Source organism: Streptomyces sp. NPDC127100, from assembly GCF_042724095.1.
Lineage (GTDB): Bacteria > Actinomycetota > Actinomycetes > Streptomycetales > Streptomycetaceae > Streptomyces.
Genome location: NZ_JBHXFL010000045.1, coordinates 37,760 through 60,127, shown reverse-complemented (window position 1 = coordinate 60,127; position 22,368 = coordinate 37,760). Strand labels below are relative to the sequence as shown.

The window sequence follows — 22,368 nt, the reverse complement described above, 5'->3', positions numbered from 1 at the left end:
ATCCTCCGGTCGGCCGATGCGGGGCCGCGGCGCGGTCCGGCTTCGGCGAGCTGCGCCTGCCTCGGGCGGCCGGGGGCGCGGTCCGCGCACCGGCCGCCCGAGGGACGCGCCGTGCGCACCGCTATGTCCGGGGTTCGTCCACCGTGCGGTCGGCCCGGCCGCCCGCGCCGAGCGGGCCGGTGGGGTTCATGTCGCCCGCGGCCTCCAGCCCGGGCAGGTCGCGGCGCGACACCCGCATCACCGCGGCCGGCAGGGCGGCGCGCACCGGTTGCGCCAGGCGCAGCCATCCGGGCACGTACACGGCCGGCCGGCGGCGTTCCACGGCGCGCACCAGTCGGGCGGCGACGAAGTCGGCCGGGTAGGTGCGGCGGGCCGGTGCGGGCATGTGGGCGCGCAGCTCGCGCAGGACGGCGTACCGGTCGGCGTCGCGGATCATGTCGGTGTCGATCCAGTTGAGGTAGGCGATGCCCACGCCGACCCCGTGGTGCGCCACCTCGGCGCGCAGGGCGTGGGTGAAGGACTCCACGCCCGCCTTGGAGGCGCAGTAGGCGCTCATCATGGGGGCGGCGCCGAACGACGCGGTCGAGGCGATCTGGAGGCTGTACCCGGATGTCCGGAACAGGTCGGGCAGGAACGCGCGCGCGGTCTGGGCGCTGCCCGTCAGGTTCACGTCGATGACGCGGCGCCACTGGGCCGGGTCGGACGCGGCGAACGGGCCGCCCTCGGCGATGCCGGCGTTCGCCACCAGGACCGACGGCGGTCCGAGGCGCGCGCGCACCTCGTGCGCGGCGGCGTCCAGGGCCGCGGCGTCGGTGACGTCGACATCGAGGGCGAGCGCCGGAACGGGCAGGGACGCCGCCAGGGTGTCCAGCCGGGGCTTCTCGTGACCGAGCAGGGCGAGCCGGGCGCCCCGGCCCGCGCACTCGCGTGCCAGTGCGGCGCCCAGTCCGCGCGCGGCGCCGGTGATCACGACGGTGCGGCCGTGAAGGGGACTGCCATTCACCGGTAATCCCTCCCTTCCTTCTCCGGGGCGGTCATCGCCGGTCGCCCGTCCGGTCGCGGCGGGTCAGGACGCGCTGGACGCGGGTGAGGCCGGCGAGCCGGTGCTGACGCAGGGCGGCCCGCGCCGCGTTGGCGCCGGGGGCGCCGTGCACGCCGCCGCCCGGGTGGGCTCCCGCGGAGGCGAGGTAGAGGCCGGCGACCGGTGTCTCCGGCCGGCCGGTGCCGGGCACGGGCCGGAAGAAGAGCTGCTGGTGCATGGCCGTGGTGCCGCCGTTGATGGCGCCGCCGTGCAGATTGGCGTCCATCGACTGGAGGGTCGGCGGGGCCAGGATGCGGCGGGCGCGGACGAGGGACCGGAAACCGGGGGCGAAGCGCTCCACCTGGCGCTCGACCCGGTCGGCCATGAGCTCCTGCTCCCTGGCGTCCCAGCTGCCGGTGATGCCCTCCTCGCCGGCGTCGGCCCGGATGTCCTGCGGGACGTGGGTGTACGCCCAGGCGGACTCGGTGCCCTCGGGTGAGCGGGAACGGTCGGAGGTGGTCATCTGGCCGAAGAGCGTGAAGGGGCGGTCGGGGACCTGCCGCATGGCGATCTGGGCGGCGAAGCGGGTCAGTTCGTCGAGGCCGTCGGACAGATGCACGGTCCCGGCCCCGGCCGCCCGGTCGCACTGCCAGGGCACGGGGCCGCTCAGCGCCCAGTCCACCTTGAAGGTGGCGAAGTCCCACTGGAAGCGCTCGAGGTCGGCGAGGACCTGGCCGGGCAGGTCCGCCGGGTCGACGAGCGTCCCGTACAGGGCGGGCACGGACACGTTCGCGAGGACGGCGCGCCGGGCGGCGATCGTCTCCCCGCCGGCCGTGCGCACGCCCACCGCGCGCCGGTCGCGGACGACGACGCGGTCCACGCGCTGTCCGCAGCGCAGCGTGCCGCCGAGGGAGCGCAGCCGGCGCACGAGTGCCTCGGTGAGGGCGCCGGAGCCGCCGACCGGCACGGGGAAGCCGTAGGTCTGGCCGAGCATCGACATCAGCCAGCCGAAGCCGCCGCTGCCCGCGGCCTCGGGCGCGAGGTCCGCGTGCAGGGCGTTGCCCGCCAGGAGCAGTCTGCCGCCCTCCCCGCGGAACTCCTCCTCGCCCAGCCGGCGCACCGGCAGCACCAGCGTGCGGGCCAGCCGCAGTCCGCCCGCGCCGCGCAGGCGCAGGGCCAGCCGCGCGGCGGCCTTCACCGGCGGGAAGGGCGTGAAGAGGGCGTCCAGGATGTCGGCCCGGTAGCGGTCCCACACGTCGTGCAGGCGCTGCCAGGCGGCGCCGTCCCCGGGCGCGAAGACGTCCAGGGAGGCGGCGGTGGTGCCGACGTCGCGGTCGAGGACCGCGCACGTGCCGTCGATCAGCGGGTGGGCGAGCACGTGGGGCGCGTGCGCCCAGCGCAGGCCGTGCTTCTCCAGGTGAAGGCCGGACAGCACCGGGGATGCCGCGGCGAGCGGGTAGAAGGAGCTGAACAGGTCGTTCACGAAGCCGGGGGCGACCTCGCCGTCGTGCCGCACGGCCCCGCCCGGCTCGGGCTGCTCCTCGAGGACCTCCACGCTCCAGCCCTCGTCCGCGAGCAGGTTCGCGGCGACCAGTCCGTTGGGGCCGGAGCCGATCACGACGGCGTCAGGCATGACCGGCTCCCGGTTCGGGCGCCGGAGCCGCGTCCGGCCGGCGCTTCTCGCCGGCCTCCTCCTCGCACAGTTCGGCCAGCCGGGCGAGCATGGCCCGGTGCCTCAGCTGGATCAGCGCCTCGACGCCCATGTTGTGCAGCATTCCGCCGGCGCCGCGCAGGGGGTGTTCGTCCACGATCACCAGGCACTGCTCGCCCCAGGGCCGCAGCTCGATGGCGATCCGCGCCGTGCCGAGCGGGCCGGCGATCGCCTCGAGCTCCAGCACGGAGCCCTCCTCGCAGCGCCTGACGACCGTCTCGTTGGTCAGGCTGACCGGGCCGAGGGACACCTCGTAGCCGATCGCCGCGCCGACCTGCGGCCACTGTCCCCGCTTGGGGGTGGAGGACGATGTGCCCACGACCCAGTCCGCGTACTGGGTGCCGTCCGCGAGGACGTCCCACACCGCCTGCGGAGTCGTCTTGATCAACCGATGCCGAACCGCCACGCACGCCTCCACGTCAGAGAGCTTGGCCAGGACTCAGCACTGAGTGCCCCGTCAGCGGGCGGCCAACCAGGGCGGACGGGGCACTCCGGAAAAGTCGCTGCATTGGCATGGACCTGATAAGCGAGCCTGGCTAAGCTCGGTACGACCCCGATGAGAGCGCTCTCAGACCGCGGTTGTTCCACCCCCACCTCGCTGGAACGACGAAGGGCACCCCCATGAGACGCAGCAGACTCAGGAACGCCGGTCTGGCCACCCTCCTGGTCCTCGGCAGCTGGACCGCCGCGGGCACGCTGCCCGCGGCGGCGACCGGCTCGTCCGCGGACTCCCCCACCGCCTCCGCCGGTCTCCTCCGGGCCATGCAGCGGGATCTCGGCCTCACCCCGTCCCAGGCCGAGGACCGGCTCGCGGCCGAGCGCCGCGCCACCGAGCTCGCCCCCGCCGCCCGCCGGGCCGCCGGGGACGCCTTCGGCGGCTCGTGGTTCGACGCCGGCCAGGGGCGGCTGACCGTGGCCGTCACCTCGGACGCCTCCCCCGCCACGGTCCGGGCGGTCCGCTCCACGGGCGCCGGCGTCCGCACCGTCACGCACAGCGCACGGCGGCTCGACGCCACCAAGCAGCGCGTCGACCGCATGAAGGCGCCGGCCGGCGTCAGCGGCTGGCACGTCGACCCGGAGGCCAACACCGTGGTCGTCGACGTCGTCGGCGGCGAACGCGCCGACAACGATGTCCGGAGCTTCGTGGCCCGGGCCCGTACGGCGGGTCCGGTGACCGTGCGCACGGTTGCGTCCGCCCCGCGCACCTTCGCGGCCGGCACGGTCGGCGGCGACCCGTACTACACGGGCAACGTCCGCTGCTCCATCGGCTTCTCGGTGTACGGCGGCTTCGTCACCGCCGGGCACTGCGGCGGGGCCGGCGCCGGCGTCAGCGGCTGGGACCGGTCGTACATCGGCACGTTCCGGGGCTCCTCGTTCCCGGACAACGACTACGCCTGGGTGAGTGTGGGCAGCGGCTGGTGGACGGTCCCGGTCGTCCTCGGCTGGGGCACCGTGCCCGACCAGCTGGTGCGCGGCTCGGCCGAGGCGCCGGTGGGAGCGTCGGTGTGCCGCTCCGGCTCCACCACCCACTGGCACTGCGGCACCGTGCTGGCCAAGAACGAGACGGTCAACTACAGCCAGGGCGCCGTGCACCAGATGACGAAGACCAGCGTCTGCGCCGAGCCCGGCGACTCGGGCGGCTCCTTCATCAGCGGCGACCAGGCCCAGGGCGTCACCTCCGGCGGCTGGGGCAACTGCTCCGGCGGCGGGGAGACCTGGTTCCAGCCGGTCAACGAGATCCTGAACCGCTACGGGCTGACCCTGCACACGGCCTAGCGGATCCACCGGCACACGAAGGGGCTCGCCGGGCACCCGGTGAGCCCCTTCCCGTACCCGGGTCCGGCACCTGCCGCCGCGTCACGTGCCGTCGTGTCACATGTCGCCCGGCGCCGTCGTCCCGGGACCGCGTGCCGTCGTGAGCCGGCGGTAGGCCGCACGGGCGTGGACCAGCCGGGCCAGGGCCGTGCCGACCAGGGCCGCCCCGAGCAGGCAGGCCAGCCAGACCGCGTCCCGCCGCCCGGCCCAGGTGAGGGTGCCGGCGGGCGGGATGGCGAAGCCGTTGAGGGACAGCCAGCACAACAGGGCCGTACCCGGGGCGGCGGTGAAGCGGGCGCAGAGCCCGAGCAGTGCCGCGAGGAGGGAGAGGACGACCAGCGCGAGTCCCGGACGGCCGGATCCCACGGTCCCGTTGAGGAGCGCCACCAGGACGAGCGCGCCGGCGAAGGCTCCCGCCCACACCAGCGGAGCCGCGACGGGCCGGGGAACCGGTCTGGCACCGCTGCCCAGAGGCACCCACTCGATCATGCTCACGGCTCCTTCCGCTCCCGGGCGGCCACGACCACGGTGCCGCCCCTGCGAGCAGATTGTCCCACTGGCGGAAGGGGCTTCCCCCGGGCCGGGGGTGCCCCGGCTTCCGTCGGAGCGCGGGGGCGGACCCGCGCGTCGGCGCGGCCTGTGCCGGAGAACCGGGCGAATGACAGGAACCGCTGCGGTCGTGCGATGTGCGGCACCGGCCGCCTGTGGGCGACGAGCCGTCAGGGACGCCTCCCGGCGGGGAGGCAGGCCGTGCCGTTCACGTTCCCGCGGCCTCGTCCCGGTCGCCCCGGGCGGCGGCTCCGGACGGTGCCGGGATCCCGCCGCCGCCCGGGGCGGCCGTGAGTCGCCCCGGGACCTACCGTTCGGCGTCCGCGTGGGCCGGCACCGACGCGACGTCGTCGTCCGCCGTGTCCTCGCCCGGCCGGTCGCGCGCCGGCCGCTCCGCGGCGCCGGCGCCCGGCAGCAGCCGTCGTCCGGCCCGCAGTGCGGCGGCGAGCACGTACGCTCGTCCCGCGACGACGGGGCCGAGGACGGCGAGGACGAGGACGTAACCGGCGATGAAGGGGGCGAGCCGGGCGTCGAGTCCCGCGCCGGCGGCCATGGCGGCCAGGATCAGCGCGAACTCGCCACGCGCCACCAGGGTGGTGGCGATCTCCGCCGCCGGCTCCGAGCCGTAGCGGTACACGCGGGCGACGCACAGCCCGGCGACGACGTTCATGACGATGGTCAGCCCGGCCGCCGCGGCGACCGGACCGGCGACGGAGGCGAGGTCGCCGGGGTCGATGGCCAGCCCGAAGGCGAAGAAGAAGATCGCCGCGAAGGCGTCGCGCAGCGGATGCACCAGTTCCCGGATCCGTGGCCCCGACGGGGTCCCGGCGAGGATCAGGCCGACCATGAAGGCGCCGATGGCGTCGGCGACGCCGAGGAGTTCGGAGACGCCGGCGACGAGAACGGCGGCGCCGAGGAAGCTGATGACGAGCAGCTCGTTGTCACGGGTCTCGATCAGGCGTCCCACGAGCCGGGTGCCCCAGCGGGCCGCGGCGGCCAGCACCAGCAGGAACCCGAAGGCCTTGCCGGCCTGCAGCGCCATGTCCGCGACCCCGTGGGCGCCCGCGATGATCGGCTGGAGAGCGGCCAGGTACAGCGCGAGGAAGATGTCCTCCACCACGATGACGCCGAGGATGAGCCGGGTCTCGGGACGGCCGATGCGGCCCAGGTCGATGAGGATCTTGGTGACGATCGCGGACGAGGAGATGCCGAGGACGCCGGCGAGCACCAGCGCTTCCCGCACCCCCCAGCCCAGCGCGAAGCCGAAGCCGAGGCCGGCGCCGACGTTGAGCAGCAGGTAGATGCCGCCCGCGGTCAGCAGCCGTCTGCCGCCGCTCTTGAGGTCGTCGAGGTGGAACTCCAGTCCCAGGTAGAAGAGCAGCAGCACCAGTCCGAGCGCGGAGAGCATCTCGAAGTCGTGCGCGTCCTCGACCAGGACGAAGCCCGGCGTGTGGGGGCCGAGCAGAATGCCGGCCAGCATGAACAGGGGAATCGTCGGAAGTCCGATCCTGCCGCCGAGGCGGGCGAGGAACGCGGCGGCCAGGAAGGCACCACCCATGGCAAGCAAAGTGTCAGCGTGTCCCACGGGACACCGCCTCGGGCCGCGTGAAGGGTCGGAAGGGCTTCGGTCGACGGTATGGAATGCGCGTTCTCCTTCATGTGTGACGCGGTCGGCTGTCCTGCGCTCGAACGCCGTCGGCCGCCGGCGTGAGGCGGCGCCGCTCCCGGACCCGCGGATTCGTGGACGGGACGACGGGGTACGGGCGTCCGGCCCGAGGCGGTTTCTCCGGTCCCCCGCTCCGGTCCGCCCCGGCCACCCGGCCGTCGCCGGGCGTTGCCGACGCCCGGGTGTGCCGACGGGCCCGGACCGGGCCGCGCGGCACCATCGCGAACGGGCGGCAGGGCCGGGTCCCCCGTGACGTACCCGGCCCCCGGAGGCCCCCGGGGCGCGGCGCTGTTCCACGGTCACACGCGGCGCCCGGGTGCGGCCATCGGGGACGGCACCCATAACCCGCGGTGGCCGACACCCATCACGGCCGCCCGCCCCGACGGTGGCGCCGGACGCCCTACGGCCGGTCGCGGGAGCGTCCCGGCCGTGCCGGACGCGGGAGGACCGCGCGTCCGGCACGGCCCGCGCCTTCCCCGGCCGAACGACGTGAGACCGCACCATTCGAGTGGTTCCGGGAACCCCCCGGTGCGGTACGCCGACCGCCCCGCCGCGGGATGCGGCGGGGCGGTCGACGTGGCGGACGGTCCGTCAGCACGGCGTTGCTGTCATGAGCCTCTCGAACGAAGCCATGCAGTCGGGGCAGTGACGTGCTCTCTCACCGTCGGCTGCCTCGATACGCTCGCGGAGCTTCTGTCCGCACAAGGTGGCCGCGGCCTGCTTGGCCATCACGTGCCACACCAATGCTCCGCCCGTCTTTTCCGGGCCCACGCACATTTCGTACATGACCGGCCTCCCAGCCTGGACGCCGCTGACACACTCCAGGAGACACCGGATCGGCCGTCACCCCTAGCGCGCGGGGGCCATTCGGGTGACGGCCGATTCGCCCCGGCGGACGCCACGAGCACCCGGACGGATAGAAACGATCAGCCAACCGGCCCTGCACGGGTGGGCGCGTGACGTGCCGTCGACGCAGCCGACGGCCCCGGTGGGCCCAGCCGTGCGCAGGCGCGGCCGAAGGCCGGGGATCCGAGCGGGACGCCCGTCGCGACACCCCGCGGGTGACGGAACCTCAGGGGGCCTGCGCGGGCGGGCCGGGACGCGGCGCGGGGAGACGCCCGGGTGAACGCGTGCCCGGTGGGTACTCCCCCGCTTCCACGAGGACCCGGCCGGACCGGGTCCGGCGAGCACTCCCGGACAGGAGCACGCGGATGTCCCCGTCCCCCGACGACTCCCTGCGGATCCACTTCATCGGCACCGCCACCGTGCTGCTCCGGTACCGGGGGCTGAGCCTGCTGACCGATCCGAACTTCCTCCACCGCGGGCAGCGCGCCTACCTCGGTCACGGCCTCACGAGCCGGCGCCTGACCGAGCCCGCCCTCGATCCCCGGGATCTGCCGGAACTGGACGCCGTGCTGCTGTCCCATCTGCACGGCGACCACTGGGACCGGGTGACCCGGCGGTGCCTCTCCCGCTCCCTGCCGATCGTCACCACGCCGCACGCCTCCCGCCGGCTGCAGGGCGTGCACGGCTTCCACCGGGCCGTGGGACTGCGCACCTGGCAGGAGGAGACCGTACGGCACGGGGACGCGCGGGTACGCGTCACGGCGCTGCCGGGCCGCCACGCCGGCCACCCCGCGCTCCGGCGCCTGCTGCCCCCGGTGATGGGCAGCCTGCTGGAGTTCGGGCCGGCTGACGGGCCGCCGCAGCACCGGCTCTACGTGTCCGGGGACACACTGCTCTTCGACGGGCTGGACGAGATCGCCCGCCGCTTCCCCGACGTGGACCTGGCGGTGCTGCACCTGGGCGGCACCACGCTGCCGGGCGGCTTCGTGGTGACCATGGACGGACGCCAGGGCGCGGAGCTCGCGCGGCGCCTGAACCCACGGCACATCCTGCCGGTGCACTACGACGACTACACGGTCTTCCGCTCGCCGCTCGACGCCTTCCTCGCCGAGGCCGACCGCAGGGGACTCGCCGACCGTGTCGTGCACTGCCGGCACGGTCAGCGGGCCACGTTCCGGCCGGGTGGCGGGGCACCCGTCGTGACGTAGCGCGGGCAGGTGCCCGGCAGGCCGGCACCCCGGTCCTCGAGAGACGGCCAACACCCGTTCGGCGTGCGGGGGTTCGTGTCAGTACAGCTTGTCCACGGCGGTGACGGTGGTGGCCTCGAAGTCGGCCACCTGCGCGTGCTCGAAGGTGCCCATCTGCCCCCACTGCACGACGGTCACGGTGGTGCCGTCCCGGCCGACCGAGAACAGGCCGATGTCGGAGGCGCCCCACGCGGAGACCGTGTGGACGCCGTAGACGTGGGCGCCGTCCTCCACGTTCAGCCGCCCGTAGTACTTCTGGGTGGCGGTGATGTCGGGGTACCGCTCCTCCACCGTGCGCGCGCAGCCGGCGAGGTCCTTGCGGAGCAGGGCCGCGAACTCCTTGGCCCGCTTCGTGCTGCGCTCGACCACGGTGATTTGGAGGGCGCCGGTGTCGTACTCGGTCCAGTACCGGCGGTGGGAGGCGATGGACGGCAGCGCCTCGCCCACGCACATGGGCAGCGGGTCCGGCTGCCCGGCGGTGACGGGACCGCCGTACCAGTCGGAGGCGGGGTGCGGCGGCAGTTCGGACGGTTCCAGGAAGGCGGGCGGACCGGAGCCGGGCCCGGCCGCGGTGGCCGGGACGGCGGCGACGGCCAGCGCCGCGCCGGCCGCCAGCGCTGCCACGGCGACACGGGCTCCTCGGGTGCGGACGTACATGTGTGACCCCCATGACGGTCGTCGGTCGACGTTTCCCCCTGTACGACCCGACATGACCGCGATGGGTTGCCCTCCACCTCCGCAACGGATTCGTCCCGGTTGTCACCGCCCGGCGACAGCGGCGGCGGGGCCGGTCAGCCTGCCTCGTCGCCGGTGCGCGGCCGTACCTGTTCCTCCAGGCGCCGCAGGCTGGTGTCGAGGGCGTCGGTCACCGCCCGGCCGCCCGGGTCGTGGCTGTCGTCGAAGAACGACAGGTGCACGGTGACCTCACTGGCCCCGGCGTCGAGTCCCGCGACCTGCAGCCAGCCGGCGTAGCTGCCCTGGTCACGGGTGCCCCACTCGAGCCGCATCTGCTCGGGCCGGGCGCTCAGCAGCGCGGCGGTGTCGTGGTCGCTGCCGTCCTCGTGCACGGTGACGGCCGGCGGTTCCTCCATCTCCACGTGCAGCTCCCGCGGGAGCCACGCGTCCAGCCGGCCGACGTCCGCGGCCCGGTCGAAGACCCGCTCGGGCGATGCGGGCATGGTGCGGGAACGCTCGTACTCGGTCATGGGGACCACTCCTCGGCGCTCGGTGCCGTCCGACGGACCGCGTGCCCGGTCTGCGGCGGCCGAAGCGTCCCGCGGACGATCCGCCCGGCGCGCGCGACCCGGTGCGCGGTGCCAGACTGCTGCGCAGGGCGCCCGACCCGGCAGTCACTCGACGAGGGGAGACGAGGTGTCGACGTCAGAGACGAGCGACGCTCTGCTCGACTTCCTCGCCGACCCCGCCCACCTGACGCTGGACCTGGCCACCGCCGTGGCCCGCTGCTCCAAGGCGCTCGGGCTGCAGCACGCCGTGGTCTACCTCGTCGACCTCCAGCAGCGGCATCTCGTTCCGCAGACCGACGTGGCCTCGTCGATCCCCGTCGACGGATCGCTGGCGGGCTGGGCGTACCGCACGCAGTCGCTGCGGGTGGAGGAGGCGGGGTCGGGCGGCGTCGTCGCCTGGTACCCGCTGCTGGACGGCGCGGAGCGGCTCGGCGTACTGGCCGTGAGCCAGACGGCGCTCACCTCGGTCTCGCTGAGCCGCGGCCGGGCGCTCGCCTCGCTGCTGGGCATGATGATCACGTCGAAGCGGGCCTACGAGGACTCCTACGTGCGGCGCACGCGCACCGAGCGGATGCAGCTGCCCTCGGAGATGCTGCGTGCATTCCTGCCGCCCCGCACCATCGGCGACGGCCAGGTGGTGTCGACGGCCGCCCTGGAGCCCGCCTACGAGATGGGCGGCGACGCCTTCGACCACTCGCTGACCGAGACGACGTTGCACGTCACGGTCCTGGACGCGATGGGGCACGACCTCGCCTCCGGGCTCACCAGCGCGGTCTCGCTCGCGGCCTGCCGCAACGCCCGGCGCAACGGCGCGGACCTGCCCGAGCTGGTGGCGGCCGTCGACGACACGCTCTCCCGCTGGCTGCCGGAGAAGTTCTGCACCGCGGTCATCGCCCAGCTCGACCTGGCCACCGGCGTGCTGCGGTGGTGCAACTGCGGCCACCCGGCGCCCATCCTCATCCGCGGCCACCGGCTGATCATCGACGCCATGGAGCGCGACACCGACCCGCCCATGGGCGCGCCGTCCCTGCTCACCTCCGTGCCGCGCCGGACGCACGAGATCCGCCTGGAGCCGGGGGACCGGGTGCTCGTCTACACGGACGGGGTCGTCGAGGCCCGGACCCGGGAGGCGAAGCTGCTCGGTCTCGAGCGGTTCGCCGACTACGTCATCCGGGCCACGGCGGGCGGGGAGCTGGCCCCGGAGTCGATGCGCCGCCTGATCCACTCGATCCTGGACACGCAGGAGGGCCGGTTGCGGGACGACGCGACCCTGCTGATGTTCGAGTGGCGGCCCCGGGCCGACTGACGCCCCGGGGCCCCCGTCCCGCCGGGCGGGTCAGACCGCGTGACCGTGGGCCCGCAGCCAGTGGTGCACGGTGTCCTTGTCCGAGGGGCTGATGCGCACGGGGCCTTCCGTGTACGGGCCCTCGTCCTCGGTGAAGCCGGTGTCCGTGATCCTCGCGGTGACCCAGGTGGCCAGGTCCTGCGCGGCCCGCTCCGGCAGGGCTCCGCGCTCCCAGCCGGCGCGGGCCTCCCGGGCCGCGGCGGGATCGTGCCGCTCCGTCTCCTCCAGCCACGCCGCCACCAGCCGCTCGACGTTGCGGCGGTCCGCCTGGCCCTGCTGTCGCTCGTCCCTGTCGTCCATGCCGTCCGGGTGCCCGGAATCGGCCGGAGGTCCCCCGGGTGGGCGAGCGGTCGCGGGCCCCGTGTCGGCGGTGCCGCGCCGGGTACCCGAACCAGGGCGACGACCGGCCCGGTCCGCGCAATCGGAAGAAGGGGACAACGATGACGCAGCCCGCCGACGATCACGCCCTCGACCGGCGCGCCGGCGTGTCCGAGCTCCACCCGGCAGCGGGGGAACCGCAGCCGGGCGGCCGGGACGGAAGACTCCACGAGGAACTCCCGGTCGACCGCAACCAGGCCATCCTTCAGGCGGCCAAGCAGGTGGGCGCGATCCTGAAGAAGGAGGGGCATCCGTTCGCCCTCGCGGGCAGTGTCGCCGTGTACGCGCACGGGGGCACCCAGAACCTCCAGCACGACGTCGACTTCTGCATCCGGCCCGACGACGCGGAAGCCGTCGCCCGCACGCTGCGCGGAGCGGGCCTCGACGTCTACACGCCGCCCGAGGACTGGCTGCTGAAGGCCAACTGCCTGGGACAGCAGGTCGACCTCATCTTCGAACTGGCGCACCAGCCGGTCACCGCGGAGCTGCTGGACCGGGCCGAGGAGTTGTCGGTCGACTCGGTGCTCATGCCGGTCCTGTCGCCGACCGACCTGCTGCACGGTCTGCTGGCCGCCTTCTCGGAGCACCACTGCGACTTCGGGGCGGTGCTGCCCATCGCCCGCACCCTGCGGGAGAAGATCGACTGGGACGAGCTGCGCCGCGACTGCGGCGACGACCCGATGCCCGCCGCGTTCTTCTTCGTCCTCGAACGGCTGGAGATCATCTCCCCGGCCTCCCCAGCGAAGGAGGAGCACCGATGAGCGACCCCGTCGCACACCAGGGACCCGCCGCGAGCGGTCCCGTGCCCGCCGCCGAGAACGTCGAGTACCGCGTCGCCCACCTGCACGAGCGGCTCGCCGCGGAGGAGCTCGGCGAGCTCGGGGTGCGGGCCGAGATCCGGTCCGGGTCCGTCGCGGTCACCGGCACGGTGCCCTCCGCGCAGTGCCGCGAGACCGTGCTGCGGCTCGTGCGCGAGGAGCTGGCGGGCCTCACCGTGCACAGCGACATCGTGGTGGCCGACACCACCCGCCCCGACCGTGCGGAGGAACTGTGATGATCCGCGTCGCCGCCGTCGGAGACATCCACATGGGCCCCGACAGCCAGGGGCTGCTGCGGCCCGCCTTCGAGACCCTGCCCGAGTGCGCGGACCTGCTGCTGCTCGCCGGGGACCTGACCCGGCACGGCACGCCGGAGGAGGCCCGGGTGGTGGCCCAGGAGGTGCGCGGCCTGCCGGTGCCTGTGGTGGCCGTGCTCGGCAACCACGACCACCACGACGAGCAGCCCGAAAAGGTCACCGCCCTCCTCCAGGACGCCGGCGTGACGGTCCTGGAGGGCGAGGCGACGGTCGTGGAGTGTGCCGGAACACGCGTCGGGATCGCCGGGACCAAGGGGTTCGGCGGCGGCTTCGTGGGACGCAGCGCCGGGGAGTTCGGCGAGCCGGTCATGAAGGAGTTCGTCCGCACCACGCGCCGCTCGGCGGACAGCCTGCACGCCGCGCTCGAGGAGCTGGACGGGAAGGACTGCGCGGTGCGCGTCGCCCTGACCCACTTCTCCCCCGTGGCCGACACGCTCGCCGGTGAGCCGCTGGAGATCCACCCGTTCCTCGGCAGCTACCTGCTGGCCGAGGCCATCGACACGGCCGGCGCGGATCTCGCGGTCCACGGGCACGCGCACCTGGGCTCGGAGCACGGCATGACCGCGGGCGGCGTGCGGGTGCGCAACGTGGCGCAGCCGGTGATCCGCCGGGCCTTCAACGTCTACCAGCTGGGGACGGCCTGACCGCCCCGCGGCTCAGGAGCGGCCGGCGAGGTCCTCGGTCGTACGGCCCAGACAGGTGACGTCCGCGGGGTCCAGGGCGGCCGCCCGGATCTCGTGGAAGCCCATGCGGTCGTAGAAGGCGCGGGCGGGGACGTTGGCCGTCGCCATGACCAGGTGGACGGCGGGCACCCCGCGCTCGCGCAGCGCCCGCCAGAACGTGCGCATGAGCTCCCGCCCGTGTCCGCGGCCCTGCCACTCGGGCAGCAGGTCGATGTGCAGATGGGCGGGATGGGCGGCCAGTTCGGGCACGATCATGCGCTCGGGGTCGTGCAGCAGCGTGGCCATGAACTCGTCCGGGGTTCGGGGCGGCCCGTCCGGCGCCGGGTAGCGGCCGGCGACCCGCGGCAGCCACTTCGCACGGAACTCCTCGGCGAAGCGCGGGGTGTCCGCGGTGCCGAGGACGTATCCCACGGCCCGGCCCTGCCCGTCGTCCAGCACGAAGGCCAGGTCCGGGTCCAGATGGACGTAGGGCGCCGCGAAGATCACGGGCAGGATGCCGGGGTCGGCGTAGACGGGCCGGCTGTCACGGCCGTTGTGGGCGGTGCGGATGCAGATGTCGTCGAGGGCCGGTGCGTCGGCAGGGCGGTAGGGGCGTACGGCCGCAGTCGAGGTCACCGCAGCATCCTGCCCGCCTGGGAGCGCTCCCACAAGCCCTGTGCGTCGGGCGGGCGCGAACGGGTACCCGCCGCCCGCCAGTGCGGCGGAACCTGGATGGAGGAGTGCATGGAGGAGTCCGCGGACCGCATCGCGCACCCCTGGGGCGGCAGGACGCCCTACGGACGGCACGAGACGTGGCCGGCCCGGGTGGACACGTTCCTAGCGGAGGGGCAGGACCCGGGGGCGGTGCAGCGGTGGGTCCAGTCCGCGTCGATCCTGCACTCCGACGGCGACGCCATGGACGTCGCGGTGGCCGACGGCCGGATGGTGGGCGTGCGGGGCCGCGCCACGGACCGGGTCAACCGGGGCAGGCTGGGCCCCAAGGACCTGTTCGGGTGGCAGGCGAACGCCTCCCCGGACCGGCTGACCCGGCCGCTGGTCCGGCGGGACGGGCGCCTGGTGGAGACGGACTGGGACACCGCGATGGACCTGGTGGCCGCGCGCTCGCGCGAGCTGCTCGAGCAGCGGGGTCCGGGCTCGATCGGCTTCTACACCAGCGGTCAGCTCTTCCTGGAGGAGTACTACACGCTCGCCGTCATCGCCCGGGCCGGCATCGGCACCGCCCACCTGGACGGCAACACCCGGCTGTGCACCTCGACGGCAGCGGAGGCGCTGAAGGAGACGTTCGGCTGCGACGGACAGCCCGGCAGCTACGACGACTTCGACCACGCCGACGTGGTCGCCCTGTACGGACACAACATCGCCGAGACCCAGCCCGTGCAGTGGATGCGGCTGCTGGACCGTCTGGAGGGCGCCGATCCGCCGCGGCTGCTGTGCGTGGACCCGCGGCCGACCCGGGTCGCCGAGCACGCCACCGTGCACCTCGCGCCCCGCGGCGGGACCAATGTCGCGCTGCTCAACGCGCTGCTGCACGAGACCGTCCGGCACGACAGGATCGACCGCGACTTCATCGCCGCGCACACCGTCGGTTTCGAGGAACTGGCCGGCCGGGTCGCCCACTGCACTCCCCGGTGGGCCGCGGACATCTGCGACGTCCCGGCCGCCCGGATCGAGGAGGCCGCCGAACTGGTCGGCACCACCGACGCGTTGGTGTCCACCGTCCTCCAGGGCGTCTACCAGTCCCACCAGGCCACGGCCGCGGCGGTACAGATCAACAACCTGCACCTGATCCGCGGCATGCTGGGCCGCCCGGGCGCCGGCCTGCTCCAGATGAACGGCCAGCCCACCGCCCAGAACACCCGCGAGTGCGGCGCCAACGGCGACCTGCCGGCCTTCCGCAACTGGCAGAACGACGACCACGTCGCCGACCTGGCGAGGGTGTGGAACGTGGAACCGGAGACGATCGCGCACTACGGTCCGCCCACGCACGCGATGCAGATGTTCCGGTACGCCGAGCAGGGCTCGATCCGCATGCTGTGGATCAGCGGCACCAATCCGGCCGTCTCGCTGCCCGAACTCGCCCGCATCCGCTCCGTCCTGTCGCAGGAACGGCTGTTCACGGTGGTGCAGGACCTGTTCCTGACGGAGACCGCCCAGCTTGCCGACGTGGTGCTGCCGGCCGCGACCTGGGGCGAGAAGACCGGCGCGCTCACCAACGCCGACCGCACGGTGCACCTGTCCGAGAAGGCCGTCGACCCGCCCGGCGAGGCACGGCCCGACCTGGACATCCTCCTGGACTACGCGCGGCGCATGGACTTCCGGGACAAGGACGGCGGCCCGCTCGTCACCTGGCGGGACCCGGAGTCCGCGTTCGAGGCGTGGAAGCGGTGCAGCGCGGGCCGCCCCTGCGACTACACCGGCATCACCTACGCCAAGCTGCGCGGCACCAGCGGCATCCAGTGGCCCTGTGACGAGTACGCCCCGGAGGGCACCGCACGGCTCTACACCGACGGCATCTCCTGGGCCCACCCGGACGTGTGCGAGAGCTACGGCAAGGACCTGGAGACCGGGGCGTCCGTCGAGGTGGTGGAGTACCGCTCCCTCAACCCGGACGGCAAGGCCGTGCTGAAGGCCGCCGCCTATCTGCCGCCGCACGAGGAACCGGACGAGGAGCACCCGTTCCAGCTCACCACGGGACGGACGATCTACCACTTCCACACCCGGACGAAGACCGGCCGGGCCCCGCAGCTCGCCGACGCGGCCCCCGACGTGTGGGTGGAGATATCCGCCCGGGACGCGGACCGGCTCGGCCTCGGCGAAGGAGACCTGGTCGAGGTCACCAACCCGCGCGGCTCGCTGCGGGGGCGGCTGCGGGTGACCGGCATCCGGCCGGGACTGCTGTTCGTGCCGTTCCACTACGGCTACTGGGACACCGAGGGCGGGTCCGGGCCCGGCCCGGACACTCCCGGCCGGGCCGCCAACGAGACGACCGTCACCGACTGGGACCCGGTCTCCAAGCAACCGCTGTTCAAGACGTCCGTCGCCGCGCGCGCCCTGGTCGAACGCGGCGACGGCCGCCCGGCGCCGGCCCCGACCACCACCGCGTCGGCACCGGCCGTGCCCGGCACGGTGCCCGCCACGGCCGGCGGACCGGCGGCGCACACGACGCAGGCACCGGCCCGGTTCCCGCACGAGCGCGAGGAGGGCGCCCAGTGAACGGCACCACCCTGACCCTGCGCACCCTGCACCGGGGCGAACGGCGCCTGGCGCACGACCTGACGACCGCCGCCGAGCGGCACCGCGCCGAGCACGAGGTCCACCACGTCGCGACCGACCTCGCCCGCTGGTCGCGTGAGCACGTCCGGCGGCTGGCCGAGACCGCCGGACACCACGGCCTCGACCTCGCCGGCCCGCCGGACGATGCGCCGGACGGCGTCTTCGCCACCTTGCGCGAGAAGGCGGCGCAGGCCGTGGCACACCGGCCCGAGCCCGGCCTGCTGCTCCTGCGCGACCTGCGGGAACTGCACCTCGCCGCCGCGGAGAACTCACTGCACTGGGTGATGCTCGCCCAGGTCGCCCAGGCGTCGAGGGACAGCGGTCTCCTGGAGCTCGCCTCCGACTGCCATCCGCAGACGCTGCGCCAAATGCGCTGGACCAACACCATGATCAAGAACTTGTCCCCGCAGCTCCTCACCAGTCTGTGACCTGCGGGAAATCTGTACCGGGCGGTGCCATCCGGCGCCCGGTACCGGTCCGGCGCCGAATGGCGCCGCCCGTCCGGGGCACCTGATGATCCCGGTAGACACACCCCTGTCGACCCCGTCAACCATGGAGAGAGCGTCATGAGTCTTCTGCGCATGGCCGGCCGGCCGATGCTCGCCTCGATGTTCGTCGCGGGCGGCCTGCACTCGCTGCGCCGTCCCCAGGACGTGGCGCCGGCCGCCGAGCCCGTCGTCCGGCCCGTGACCGAACGCGTGGCCGCGCTGCCGGACAGCACCGAACAGCTCGTGCGGCTCAACGGGGCCGTGCAGGTGGTGGGCGGCATCATGCTCGGACTCGGCCGGTTCCCCCGGCTGTCCGCACTGGCCATCGCCGCGACCCTGGTGCCCACCACGCTGGCAGGTCACCGCTTCTGGGAGGCGGAGGACCCGGGCGACCGGGCCCAGCAGCGCATCCACTTCCTGAAGAACCTGTCGATGATGGGCGGCCTGCTGATCGCCGCGGACGACACCGGAGGCGCGCCCTCGCTGGTGTGGCGCGGCCGGCACGCCGTCAAGGGCTTGCGGCACGAGGCCCGCACGGTGCGGCGCTCGGTCCGGGCCACGGCACGCCCCGCCGCCGCGGTCGGCGGCGTCCGGACCAAGCTGGGCGTCTGACCTGACGTTAGCCGGGCGGGTGCGAGGGGACCCGGCGCCCGTGGCGGGGCGGTCCCGCACCCGTCACGATCCGACTGGAGGTGGAACATGGGACACGGTGGGAACGTCATCGACGAGCTGACGACCGATCACCGCGAGGTCGAGGAGCTCTTCGGGAAGATCGAGGCGCTGCCGGCCGGTCACAAGGACCGCAAGCTGTACACCGACCAGGTGACGATCGAGCTGGTCCGGCATTCGGTGGCGGAGGAGGCCTACCTCTACCCGGCCGTTCGCGAGCACGTGGCGAACGGTGGCGCGCTCGCCGACAAGGAGCTCGAGGACCACGCCGAGGCCGAGCAGATCATGAAGGACCTGGAGGGCTGCGAGGCGGACGACCCGCAGTTCGACCGGTTGATCGGCAAGCTCATGAGCGAGATCCGTTCCCACGTCGCCGACGAGGAGGGAAACCTCTTCCCCAGGCTCCGCGAGGCGTGCCCGGCCGGGGCCCTGGACCAGTTGGGCGACAAGGTGCGGCAGGCGAAGAAGACGGCGCCGACGCGGCCGCATCCGTCCAGCCCGGACAGGCCGCCGATGAACAAGCTGCTGGCCCCGGGCGCGGGCATGGTCGACCGGGTGCGGGACGCCCTGACGGGGCGGGGCAAGTCCGGCTGACGAACACGTCGCGTCATGGAGGAAGGGGCCCGCCGGTGGCGGGCCCCTTCGCGACGCTCACCACTCCCCCGCGGGCTCCCTGGGCTCCCCCGTCACCGTCGGCACCGGTTCGGGCCGGTCCCGGAAGGCGGCGACGGTGCGCTCCAGACCGTCCTGCCAGCTCACGCCCGGCAGCCAGCCGAAGATCTCGCGGGCGAAGCCGGTGACCGGGCGGGGCGGCAGGGGCCGGCCGCCCGGCGGGTCGACGAAGACGAGCGGCGAATCGGAGCCGGTCAGGCCGATCACGCGCCGCGCGATCTCCACGGCCGCCGGCTCCTCGTCGCCGCCGAGGTCCACGGGCCGTACCGAGCGGCCGGCCGCGATCAGCAGCACACCGTCGACCATGTCGTCGACGTAGCACAGGGGGTGCGTGAGGCTGCCGTCCCCGTCGACGGTGACCGGCCGGCCGGCCAGCGCCTGCTCGATGAAGGCGGCCGGCATTCCGCCGTCGTCGGTCCGCATGCCGGGCCCGTAGCCCTCGAAGAGCCGCACGATCCCGGCGTTGGCGCCGTGGGCCCCCGCATGCGCCGCTACCAGGGCCTCGGCGAACCGGACGGCCTCGGCCCGGGCGCCGTGCGGGCCGACCGGATCGGCGTCCCCGCCGGACGGCGGAAACGGCGGCGAGGAGGCGAGCAGGAACCGGGCGCCGTCCCGGGCCGCGAGGCCCAGCGCGACCCGGGTGCCCAGGCTGCCGGCGTCGAGCAGCTCGACGGGCCGGTCCGGCCAGGCCGCGGCGGACGCGGGGCCGGCCAGATGCAGGACCAGGTCGTAGGGGCCCTCGAGGGCCTCGGCGCAGCCGGGCTCGGAGATGTCCCGCTCCAGGAAGCGGAAGCCCGGGCGGCCGGCCAGATGCGCCACCTTCCCGGCCCGTCCCGTGGAGAGGTTGTCGAGGCAGTCGACTTCGACGCCCGAATCGAGCAGGCGGGTGCACAGGTGGGAACCCAGGAAGCCCGCGCCGCCGGTCACCAGGGCCCGGTTCCACGGCGCGCGGGCCCTGTCGTACGTGGTGAACGTCGCCATCGGCATCATGAGGAGACCGTCCTTCCTCCGCGCTGCGCCGGCGGACCGCGTGACGAGCGTGCCCCGGGTGCCCCACCGAGTCGCTTTCATACTCTGACGACTGCCGCCGGGCGGGCAGCGTGCGCGCGTCCCCCGGGACCCGGGGCGGCGGCTGTGGCGGACGCCACGGGCGCCGGGACGTCTCCTCCGCGCGGTCCGACCCCTGTGATCAACCACACGTTTGACGCCAATTCCACCAAACGGCAGGTCACTTGCCGTCCGGCGGACCGGCGTCGCGGGGCTGGCCGGCACCGACTCGGCCACCCCTTCTGCCACGATGGTCGGCGCCGTCTCCCGGCTCGTCGGAGTGGCCGCGCAACGCAGCCGGCGTCCTCACTCCCGTGTTCCTGTCCCTACGGGTCCTGCGACCCGCCTTCGAGTGGCGCACTGTGTCTTCCTCTTCCGCCCCCGCTCCGCCGGCGCCTGCCCGGCCCTCCGCACCGGTCCCTTCGGAGGCCGGCTCCCGCTCGCCGTGGCGTTCCCTGCGGTACCGCAGCATGCGCTGGTGGTCCGTCGCGAACTTCGTGTCGAACGCCGGCACGTGGATGCAGCTCACGGTGCAGAACCTGCTGGTCCTGCAGATCACCGGGTCTGCCGCCGCGACGGGACTGTCCATGTCGGTGCAGGCCGCGCCCGCGCTGCTGATCAGCGTGTTCGGCGGCGCGGCCGTGGACCGCTGGCCGCGCAAACTGACCGCCGCGGTCAGTCAGACGCTGCTCGGCGCCGTGGCCTTCACGACGGCCCTCCTGGTGGCGCTGGACCGCCTCGACCTCACCTCGCTGATGGTGCTGGCCGCCGTCACCGGTGTCGTCGCCACCGTCGACGGCCCGGCGTGCTCCCTGCTGGGCAACGACCTGGTCCCGCCCGAGGACATTCCGTCCGCGATCGGGGTGGGCGCGCTGGTGCACCAGTCGGGCCGCCTCACGGGCGCCGCGCTCGCCGGCGTGACGGTCGGCTTCCTCGGCACGGCGGCCGCCTACGCGGCGAACGGGCTGTCGTTCCTCTTCGTGGCGTCGGTCATCCCCTTCCTCCGGCCCGCCCGCGGGGCGGTCCGGACGGCCGGGGCGGCGGTGCGCGGCCGGCGTGCCACGGACGGTGCCATGAGCGTGCGGGAGGGTCTGGCCTTCTTCGCACGCCGTCCCCGGCTGCTCGCGCTGGCCGGCGTGACCGGCGTGAGCGCCGTCTTCGGGCGCAACTACCAGCTCACCCTGGCCGTGCTCGTCACCGGTCCGCTCGCGGGCGGCGCCGGCTCGTTCGGCACGGTCTCCACCGTCCTGGCGGCCGGCGGCATCGTCGGCGCGGTCCTGGGTGCCCGGCTGCGCCGGCCCTCTGTACGGGTCGTGGGCGCGCTGGCGGCCGCGGGCGGGCTGCTGCAGGTGGTGGCGGGGCTGTCACCGTCGCTGGCCGTGCTGCTGGTGATGGTGCTGCCGATGGCGGTGGTGGAGTCCGTCTCCGACACCGCGGGAACGGCGGTCCTGCAGACCGACCCGCCGCCGCACCTGCGGGGCCGGGTGCTCGGCGTGTGGGGCAGCGTCGGCACGGTGTGGAGCCTCGGCGGGCCGCCGGCGCTCGGCCTGCTGATGGAGCTGGCCGGGGCGCGGGGCGCGCTGATCGCGGGTGGCCTGATCATCGCCGGCAGCATCGGGGCGGGGTATGTACTGCGTGCCCGTAGGCCTGCGGAGGCGGTGCCGGTGGCTCCCCCCGCGGCGCCGGAGGCGGCGACGCGGGCGGCGCTGGGGACCGCCGCCTGACCCTGCGGGGCGGGCGTCGTCTCGGCGCCCGGTGGAACCCGGCGTGGGTGCGGGGCAGGGGTGAGCCGCGTGGCCCGGCGCAACGGTGCTGCCGCGCCCGCCCGTGCCGCCCCTGAGCGGTACCTCCCAGGGCGTTCAGGCACTGGGGGAGGCACGACTGCCCGCGGCTGGGGACTCACCCCACCGAACCCGCGCAGGCCGCCGCAGGCATCGCCCGCCCGCCGGCGCCGGTCAGGCGACCAGTGCCTGCCCCGGGCCGAGCCTGTCGACGAGCTGGTCCAGGTGCAGTTCCGCCACGGAGGCGAGCAGGTCGGGGTGGCGCAGCAGCGCCGCCGCCCGCCGGTCGCTCGCGTCGGGCGCGAGCAGGCGGCGGAACTCCACCGGCGTCCCCGCGGCGGGACCGGCCTCGGCGAGCGCCGCGACGGCCAGGGCGGCCAGTTCCGGGTCGGTCAGCAGACAGGCCGCCCAACTGGTCACCACCTCGTCCACCCAGGTCCGCCACGCGTACTCGTCCGTGTCGGCGGCCGGCGTGCCGTCCGCGCCGGTGATCCAGTCGAGGCGGGCGGAACCGCCCGGACCCGACATGGTCATCAGGGCGGCGTCCATCGGGGTGGGGTAGCGCAGCCGGGCCGCGACCGTCACGGCCTGCCGGGCCTGCGCCTCGCACAGGGCGGAGGCCAGCGCGCCGCCGGAGGCCGGATAGGCGCACGTGAGCCACTGGGTGGTCGCCGCGATCACGGGGGAGAGATCTGCTTGCACTGCCGGACCGTCCGAACTGCTCGTCGTGGGGACAGGACGCGGGGCCCCGGGACGGGAAGCCCGCGAAAACCGTAGCCCGCGGCGCACCGCGCGGGA

22 protein-coding genes are annotated in these 22,368 nt (G+C 74.4%); 11 read left to right on the top strand and 11 right to left on the bottom strand.

Going from position 1 to position 22,368, the window contains the following annotated elements:
- Positions 1-121: 121 nt before the first annotated feature.
- Genes ACFWJB_RS29720 through ACFWJB_RS29710 form a run of 3 tightly spaced genes read right to left on the bottom strand, consistent with a single transcriptional unit; the run spans position 122 to position 3,138 of the window.
- Positions 122-1,003, bottom strand: coding sequence for an SDR family oxidoreductase (locus tag ACFWJB_RS29720; RefSeq protein ID WP_386926092.1), 882 nt, complete (start codon positions 1,001-1,003; stop codon positions 122-124).
- A gap of 31 nt (positions 1,004-1,034) precedes the next feature.
- The gene (locus tag ACFWJB_RS29715; RefSeq protein WP_386926090.1) at positions 1,035-2,654 is read right to left on the bottom strand and encodes a phytoene desaturase family protein; all 1,620 of its coding nucleotides are present in this window, start codon (positions 2,652-2,654) and stop codon (positions 1,035-1,037) included.
- Positions 2,647-3,138 carry an SRPBCC family protein gene (locus ACFWJB_RS29710; RefSeq protein WP_386926088.1) on the bottom strand — a complete coding sequence of 164 codons (492 nt, stop codon included), beginning with the start codon at positions 3,136-3,138 and terminating at the stop codon, positions 2,647-2,649. Before ACFWJB_RS29710 ends, ACFWJB_RS29715 begins: the two co-directional genes overlap by 8 nt.
- Positions 3,139-3,353: 215 nt before the next feature.
- On the opposite strand from ACFWJB_RS29710, the gene ACFWJB_RS29705 reads away from it, so the two are divergent.
- On the top strand, positions 3,354-4,508 hold the full coding sequence (locus ACFWJB_RS29705) for a S1 family peptidase (RefSeq protein WP_386926086.1): 1,155 nt from the start codon (positions 3,354-3,356) through the stop codon (positions 4,506-4,508).
- 96 nt (positions 4,509-4,604) lie between these two features.
- On the opposite strand, the gene ACFWJB_RS29700 is transcribed toward ACFWJB_RS29705, so the two are convergent.
- A complete protein-coding gene (locus ACFWJB_RS29700) occupies positions 4,605-5,036 on the bottom strand; it encodes a hypothetical protein (protein ID WP_386926098.1) in 432 nt (143 codons plus the stop codon).
- Positions 5,037-5,403: 367 nt separating this feature from the next.
- The gene (locus tag ACFWJB_RS29695; RefSeq protein WP_386926084.1) at positions 5,404-6,681 is read right to left on the bottom strand and encodes a cation:proton antiporter; all 1,278 of its coding nucleotides are present in this window, start codon (positions 6,679-6,681) and stop codon (positions 5,404-5,406) included.
- Positions 6,682-7,973: 1,292 nt separating this feature from the next.
- Here ACFWJB_RS29695 and ACFWJB_RS29690 point away from each other — a divergent pair.
- Positions 7,974-8,816, top strand: a complete 843-nt coding sequence (locus ACFWJB_RS29690) for an MBL fold metallo-hydrolase (RefSeq protein WP_385472547.1) — start codon at positions 7,974-7,976, stop codon at positions 8,814-8,816.
- A 78-nt stretch (positions 8,817-8,894) separates the two neighbouring features.
- On the opposite strand, the gene ACFWJB_RS29685 is transcribed toward ACFWJB_RS29690, so the two are convergent.
- Positions 8,895-9,512, bottom strand: a complete 618-nt coding sequence (locus tag ACFWJB_RS29685; RefSeq protein WP_386926082.1) for a hypothetical protein — start codon at positions 9,510-9,512, stop codon at positions 8,895-8,897.
- Between the two features lie 134 nt (positions 9,513-9,646).
- Positions 9,647-10,060, bottom strand: coding sequence for an SRPBCC family protein (locus ACFWJB_RS29680; RefSeq protein ID WP_386926080.1), 414 nt, complete (start codon positions 10,058-10,060; stop codon positions 9,647-9,649).
- 166 nt (positions 10,061-10,226) lie between these two features.
- Here ACFWJB_RS29680 and ACFWJB_RS29675 point away from each other — a divergent pair, with 166 nt between their 5' ends.
- Entirely contained in the window at positions 10,227-11,405 is a 1,179-nt protein-coding gene (locus ACFWJB_RS29675; protein WP_385472538.1) for a PP2C family protein-serine/threonine phosphatase, read from the top strand.
- Positions 11,406-11,435: 30 nt separating this feature from the next.
- Here the strand turns inward: ACFWJB_RS29675 and ACFWJB_RS29670 are convergent, their stop codons facing one another.
- A complete protein-coding gene (locus tag ACFWJB_RS29670; RefSeq protein ID WP_385472535.1) occupies positions 11,436-11,744 on the bottom strand; it encodes a hypothetical protein in 309 nt (102 codons plus the stop codon).
- Positions 11,745-11,884: 140 nt separating this feature from the next.
- Between ACFWJB_RS29670 and ACFWJB_RS29665 the strand changes: the two genes are divergently transcribed.
- From ACFWJB_RS29665 to ACFWJB_RS29655, 3 genes are read left to right on the top strand one after another with little or no spacing between them, the layout of a single operon-like run.
- Positions 11,885-12,583 carry a nucleotidyltransferase family protein gene (locus ACFWJB_RS29665; RefSeq protein WP_385472532.1) on the top strand — a complete coding sequence of 233 codons (699 nt, stop codon included), beginning with the start codon at positions 11,885-11,887 and terminating at the stop codon, positions 12,581-12,583.
- Positions 12,580-12,876 carry a BON domain-containing protein gene (locus tag ACFWJB_RS29660; protein ID WP_385472529.1) on the top strand — a complete coding sequence of 99 codons (297 nt, stop codon included), beginning with the start codon at positions 12,580-12,582 and terminating at the stop codon, positions 12,874-12,876. The genes ACFWJB_RS29665 and ACFWJB_RS29660 overlap by 4 nt, the downstream gene beginning before the upstream one ends.
- Positions 12,876-13,601: a metallophosphoesterase gene (locus tag ACFWJB_RS29655; RefSeq protein WP_385472527.1), complete on the top strand. Its 726-nt coding sequence runs from the start codon at positions 12,876-12,878 to the stop codon at positions 13,599-13,601. Before ACFWJB_RS29660 ends, ACFWJB_RS29655 begins: the two co-directional genes overlap by 1 nt.
- 12 nt (positions 13,602-13,613) lie before the next feature.
- On the opposite strand, the gene ACFWJB_RS29650 is transcribed toward ACFWJB_RS29655, so the two are convergent.
- A complete protein-coding gene (locus ACFWJB_RS29650) occupies positions 13,614-14,255 on the bottom strand; it encodes a GNAT family N-acetyltransferase (RefSeq protein WP_385472524.1) in 642 nt (213 codons plus the stop codon).
- A gap of 108 nt (positions 14,256-14,363) precedes the next feature.
- Here ACFWJB_RS29650 and ACFWJB_RS29645 point away from each other — a divergent pair, with 108 nt between their 5' ends.
- The 4 genes from ACFWJB_RS29645 to ACFWJB_RS29630 all read left to right on the top strand — a co-directional run bounded on the left by ACFWJB_RS29645 (position 14,364) and on the right by ACFWJB_RS29630 (position 18,664).
- Positions 14,364-16,853 carry a molybdopterin oxidoreductase family protein gene (locus ACFWJB_RS29645; protein WP_386926076.1) on the top strand — a complete coding sequence of 830 codons (2,490 nt, stop codon included), beginning with the start codon at positions 14,364-14,366 and terminating at the stop codon, positions 16,851-16,853.
- Positions 16,850-17,341, top strand: a complete 492-nt coding sequence (locus tag ACFWJB_RS29640) for a hypothetical protein (protein ID WP_385458515.1) — start codon at positions 16,850-16,852, stop codon at positions 17,339-17,341. Before ACFWJB_RS29645 ends, ACFWJB_RS29640 begins: the two co-directional genes overlap by 4 nt.
- 138 nt (positions 17,342-17,479) lie before the next feature.
- The gene (locus tag ACFWJB_RS29635) at positions 17,480-18,013 is read left to right on the top strand and encodes a DoxX family protein (protein WP_385458513.1); all 534 of its coding nucleotides are present in this window, start codon (positions 17,480-17,482) and stop codon (positions 18,011-18,013) included.
- An 87-nt stretch (positions 18,014-18,100) separates the two neighbouring features.
- Positions 18,101-18,664, top strand: a complete 564-nt coding sequence (locus ACFWJB_RS29630; RefSeq protein WP_385458511.1) for a hemerythrin domain-containing protein — start codon at positions 18,101-18,103, stop codon at positions 18,662-18,664.
- Between the two features lie 57 nt (positions 18,665-18,721).
- Here the strand turns inward: ACFWJB_RS29630 and ACFWJB_RS29625 are convergent, their stop codons facing one another.
- Positions 18,722-19,732: an NAD-dependent epimerase/dehydratase family protein gene (locus ACFWJB_RS29625; RefSeq protein ID WP_386926073.1), complete on the bottom strand. Its 1,011-nt coding sequence runs from the start codon at positions 19,730-19,732 to the stop codon at positions 18,722-18,724.
- A gap of 527 nt (positions 19,733-20,259) precedes the next feature.
- Here ACFWJB_RS29625 and ACFWJB_RS29620 point away from each other — a divergent pair.
- Positions 20,260-21,513, top strand: a complete 1,254-nt coding sequence (locus ACFWJB_RS29620; protein WP_386926071.1) for an MFS transporter — start codon at positions 20,260-20,262, stop codon at positions 21,511-21,513.
- Between the two features lie 231 nt (positions 21,514-21,744).
- Here the strand turns inward: ACFWJB_RS29620 and ACFWJB_RS29615 are convergent, their stop codons facing one another.
- Positions 21,745-22,272 carry a hypothetical protein gene (locus ACFWJB_RS29615; protein WP_385458505.1) on the bottom strand — a complete coding sequence of 176 codons (528 nt, stop codon included), beginning with the start codon at positions 22,270-22,272 and terminating at the stop codon, positions 21,745-21,747.
- Positions 22,273-22,368: the final 96 nt, after the last annotated feature.

Coding starts and splice junctions, on each gene's coding strand:
- ACFWJB_RS29630 (WP_385458511.1), top strand. CDS start 18,101: ATGGGACACGGTGGGAACGTCATCGACGAGCTGACGACCGATCACCGC.
- ACFWJB_RS29680 (WP_386926080.1), bottom strand. CDS start 10,060: ATGACCGAGTACGAGCGTTCCCGCACCATGCCCGCATCGCCCGAGCGG.
- ACFWJB_RS29660 (WP_385472529.1), top strand. CDS start 12,580: ATGAGCGACCCCGTCGCACACCAGGGACCCGCCGCGAGCGGTCCCGTG.
- ACFWJB_RS29685 (WP_386926082.1), bottom strand. CDS start 9,512: ATGTACGTCCGCACCCGAGGAGCCCGTGTCGCCGTGGCAGCGCTGGCG.
- ACFWJB_RS29625 (WP_386926073.1), bottom strand. CDS start 19,732: ATGATGCCGATGGCGACGTTCACCACGTACGACAGGGCCCGCGCGCCG.
- ACFWJB_RS29715 (WP_386926090.1), bottom strand. CDS start 2,654: ATGCCTGACGCCGTCGTGATCGGCTCCGGCCCCAACGGACTGGTCGCC.
- ACFWJB_RS29705 (WP_386926086.1), top strand. CDS start 3,354: ATGAGACGCAGCAGACTCAGGAACGCCGGTCTGGCCACCCTCCTGGTC.
- ACFWJB_RS29635 (WP_385458513.1), top strand. CDS start 17,480: ATGAGTCTTCTGCGCATGGCCGGCCGGCCGATGCTCGCCTCGATGTTC.
- ACFWJB_RS29665 (WP_385472532.1), top strand. CDS start 11,885: ATGACGCAGCCCGCCGACGATCACGCCCTCGACCGGCGCGCCGGCGTG.
- ACFWJB_RS29670 (WP_385472535.1), bottom strand. CDS start 11,744: ATGGACGACAGGGACGAGCGACAGCAGGGCCAGGCGGACCGCCGCAAC.
- ACFWJB_RS29645 (WP_386926076.1), top strand. CDS start 14,364: ATGGAGGAGTCCGCGGACCGCATCGCGCACCCCTGGGGCGGCAGGACG.
- ACFWJB_RS29620 (WP_386926071.1), top strand. CDS start 20,260: ATGCGCTGGTGGTCCGTCGCGAACTTCGTGTCGAACGCCGGCACGTGG.
- ACFWJB_RS29700 (WP_386926098.1), bottom strand. CDS start 5,036: ATGATCGAGTGGGTGCCTCTGGGCAGCGGTGCCAGACCGGTTCCCCGG.
- ACFWJB_RS29690 (WP_385472547.1), top strand. CDS start 7,974: ATGTCCCCGTCCCCCGACGACTCCCTGCGGATCCACTTCATCGGCACC.
- ACFWJB_RS29655 (WP_385472527.1), top strand. CDS start 12,876: ATGATCCGCGTCGCCGCCGTCGGAGACATCCACATGGGCCCCGACAGC.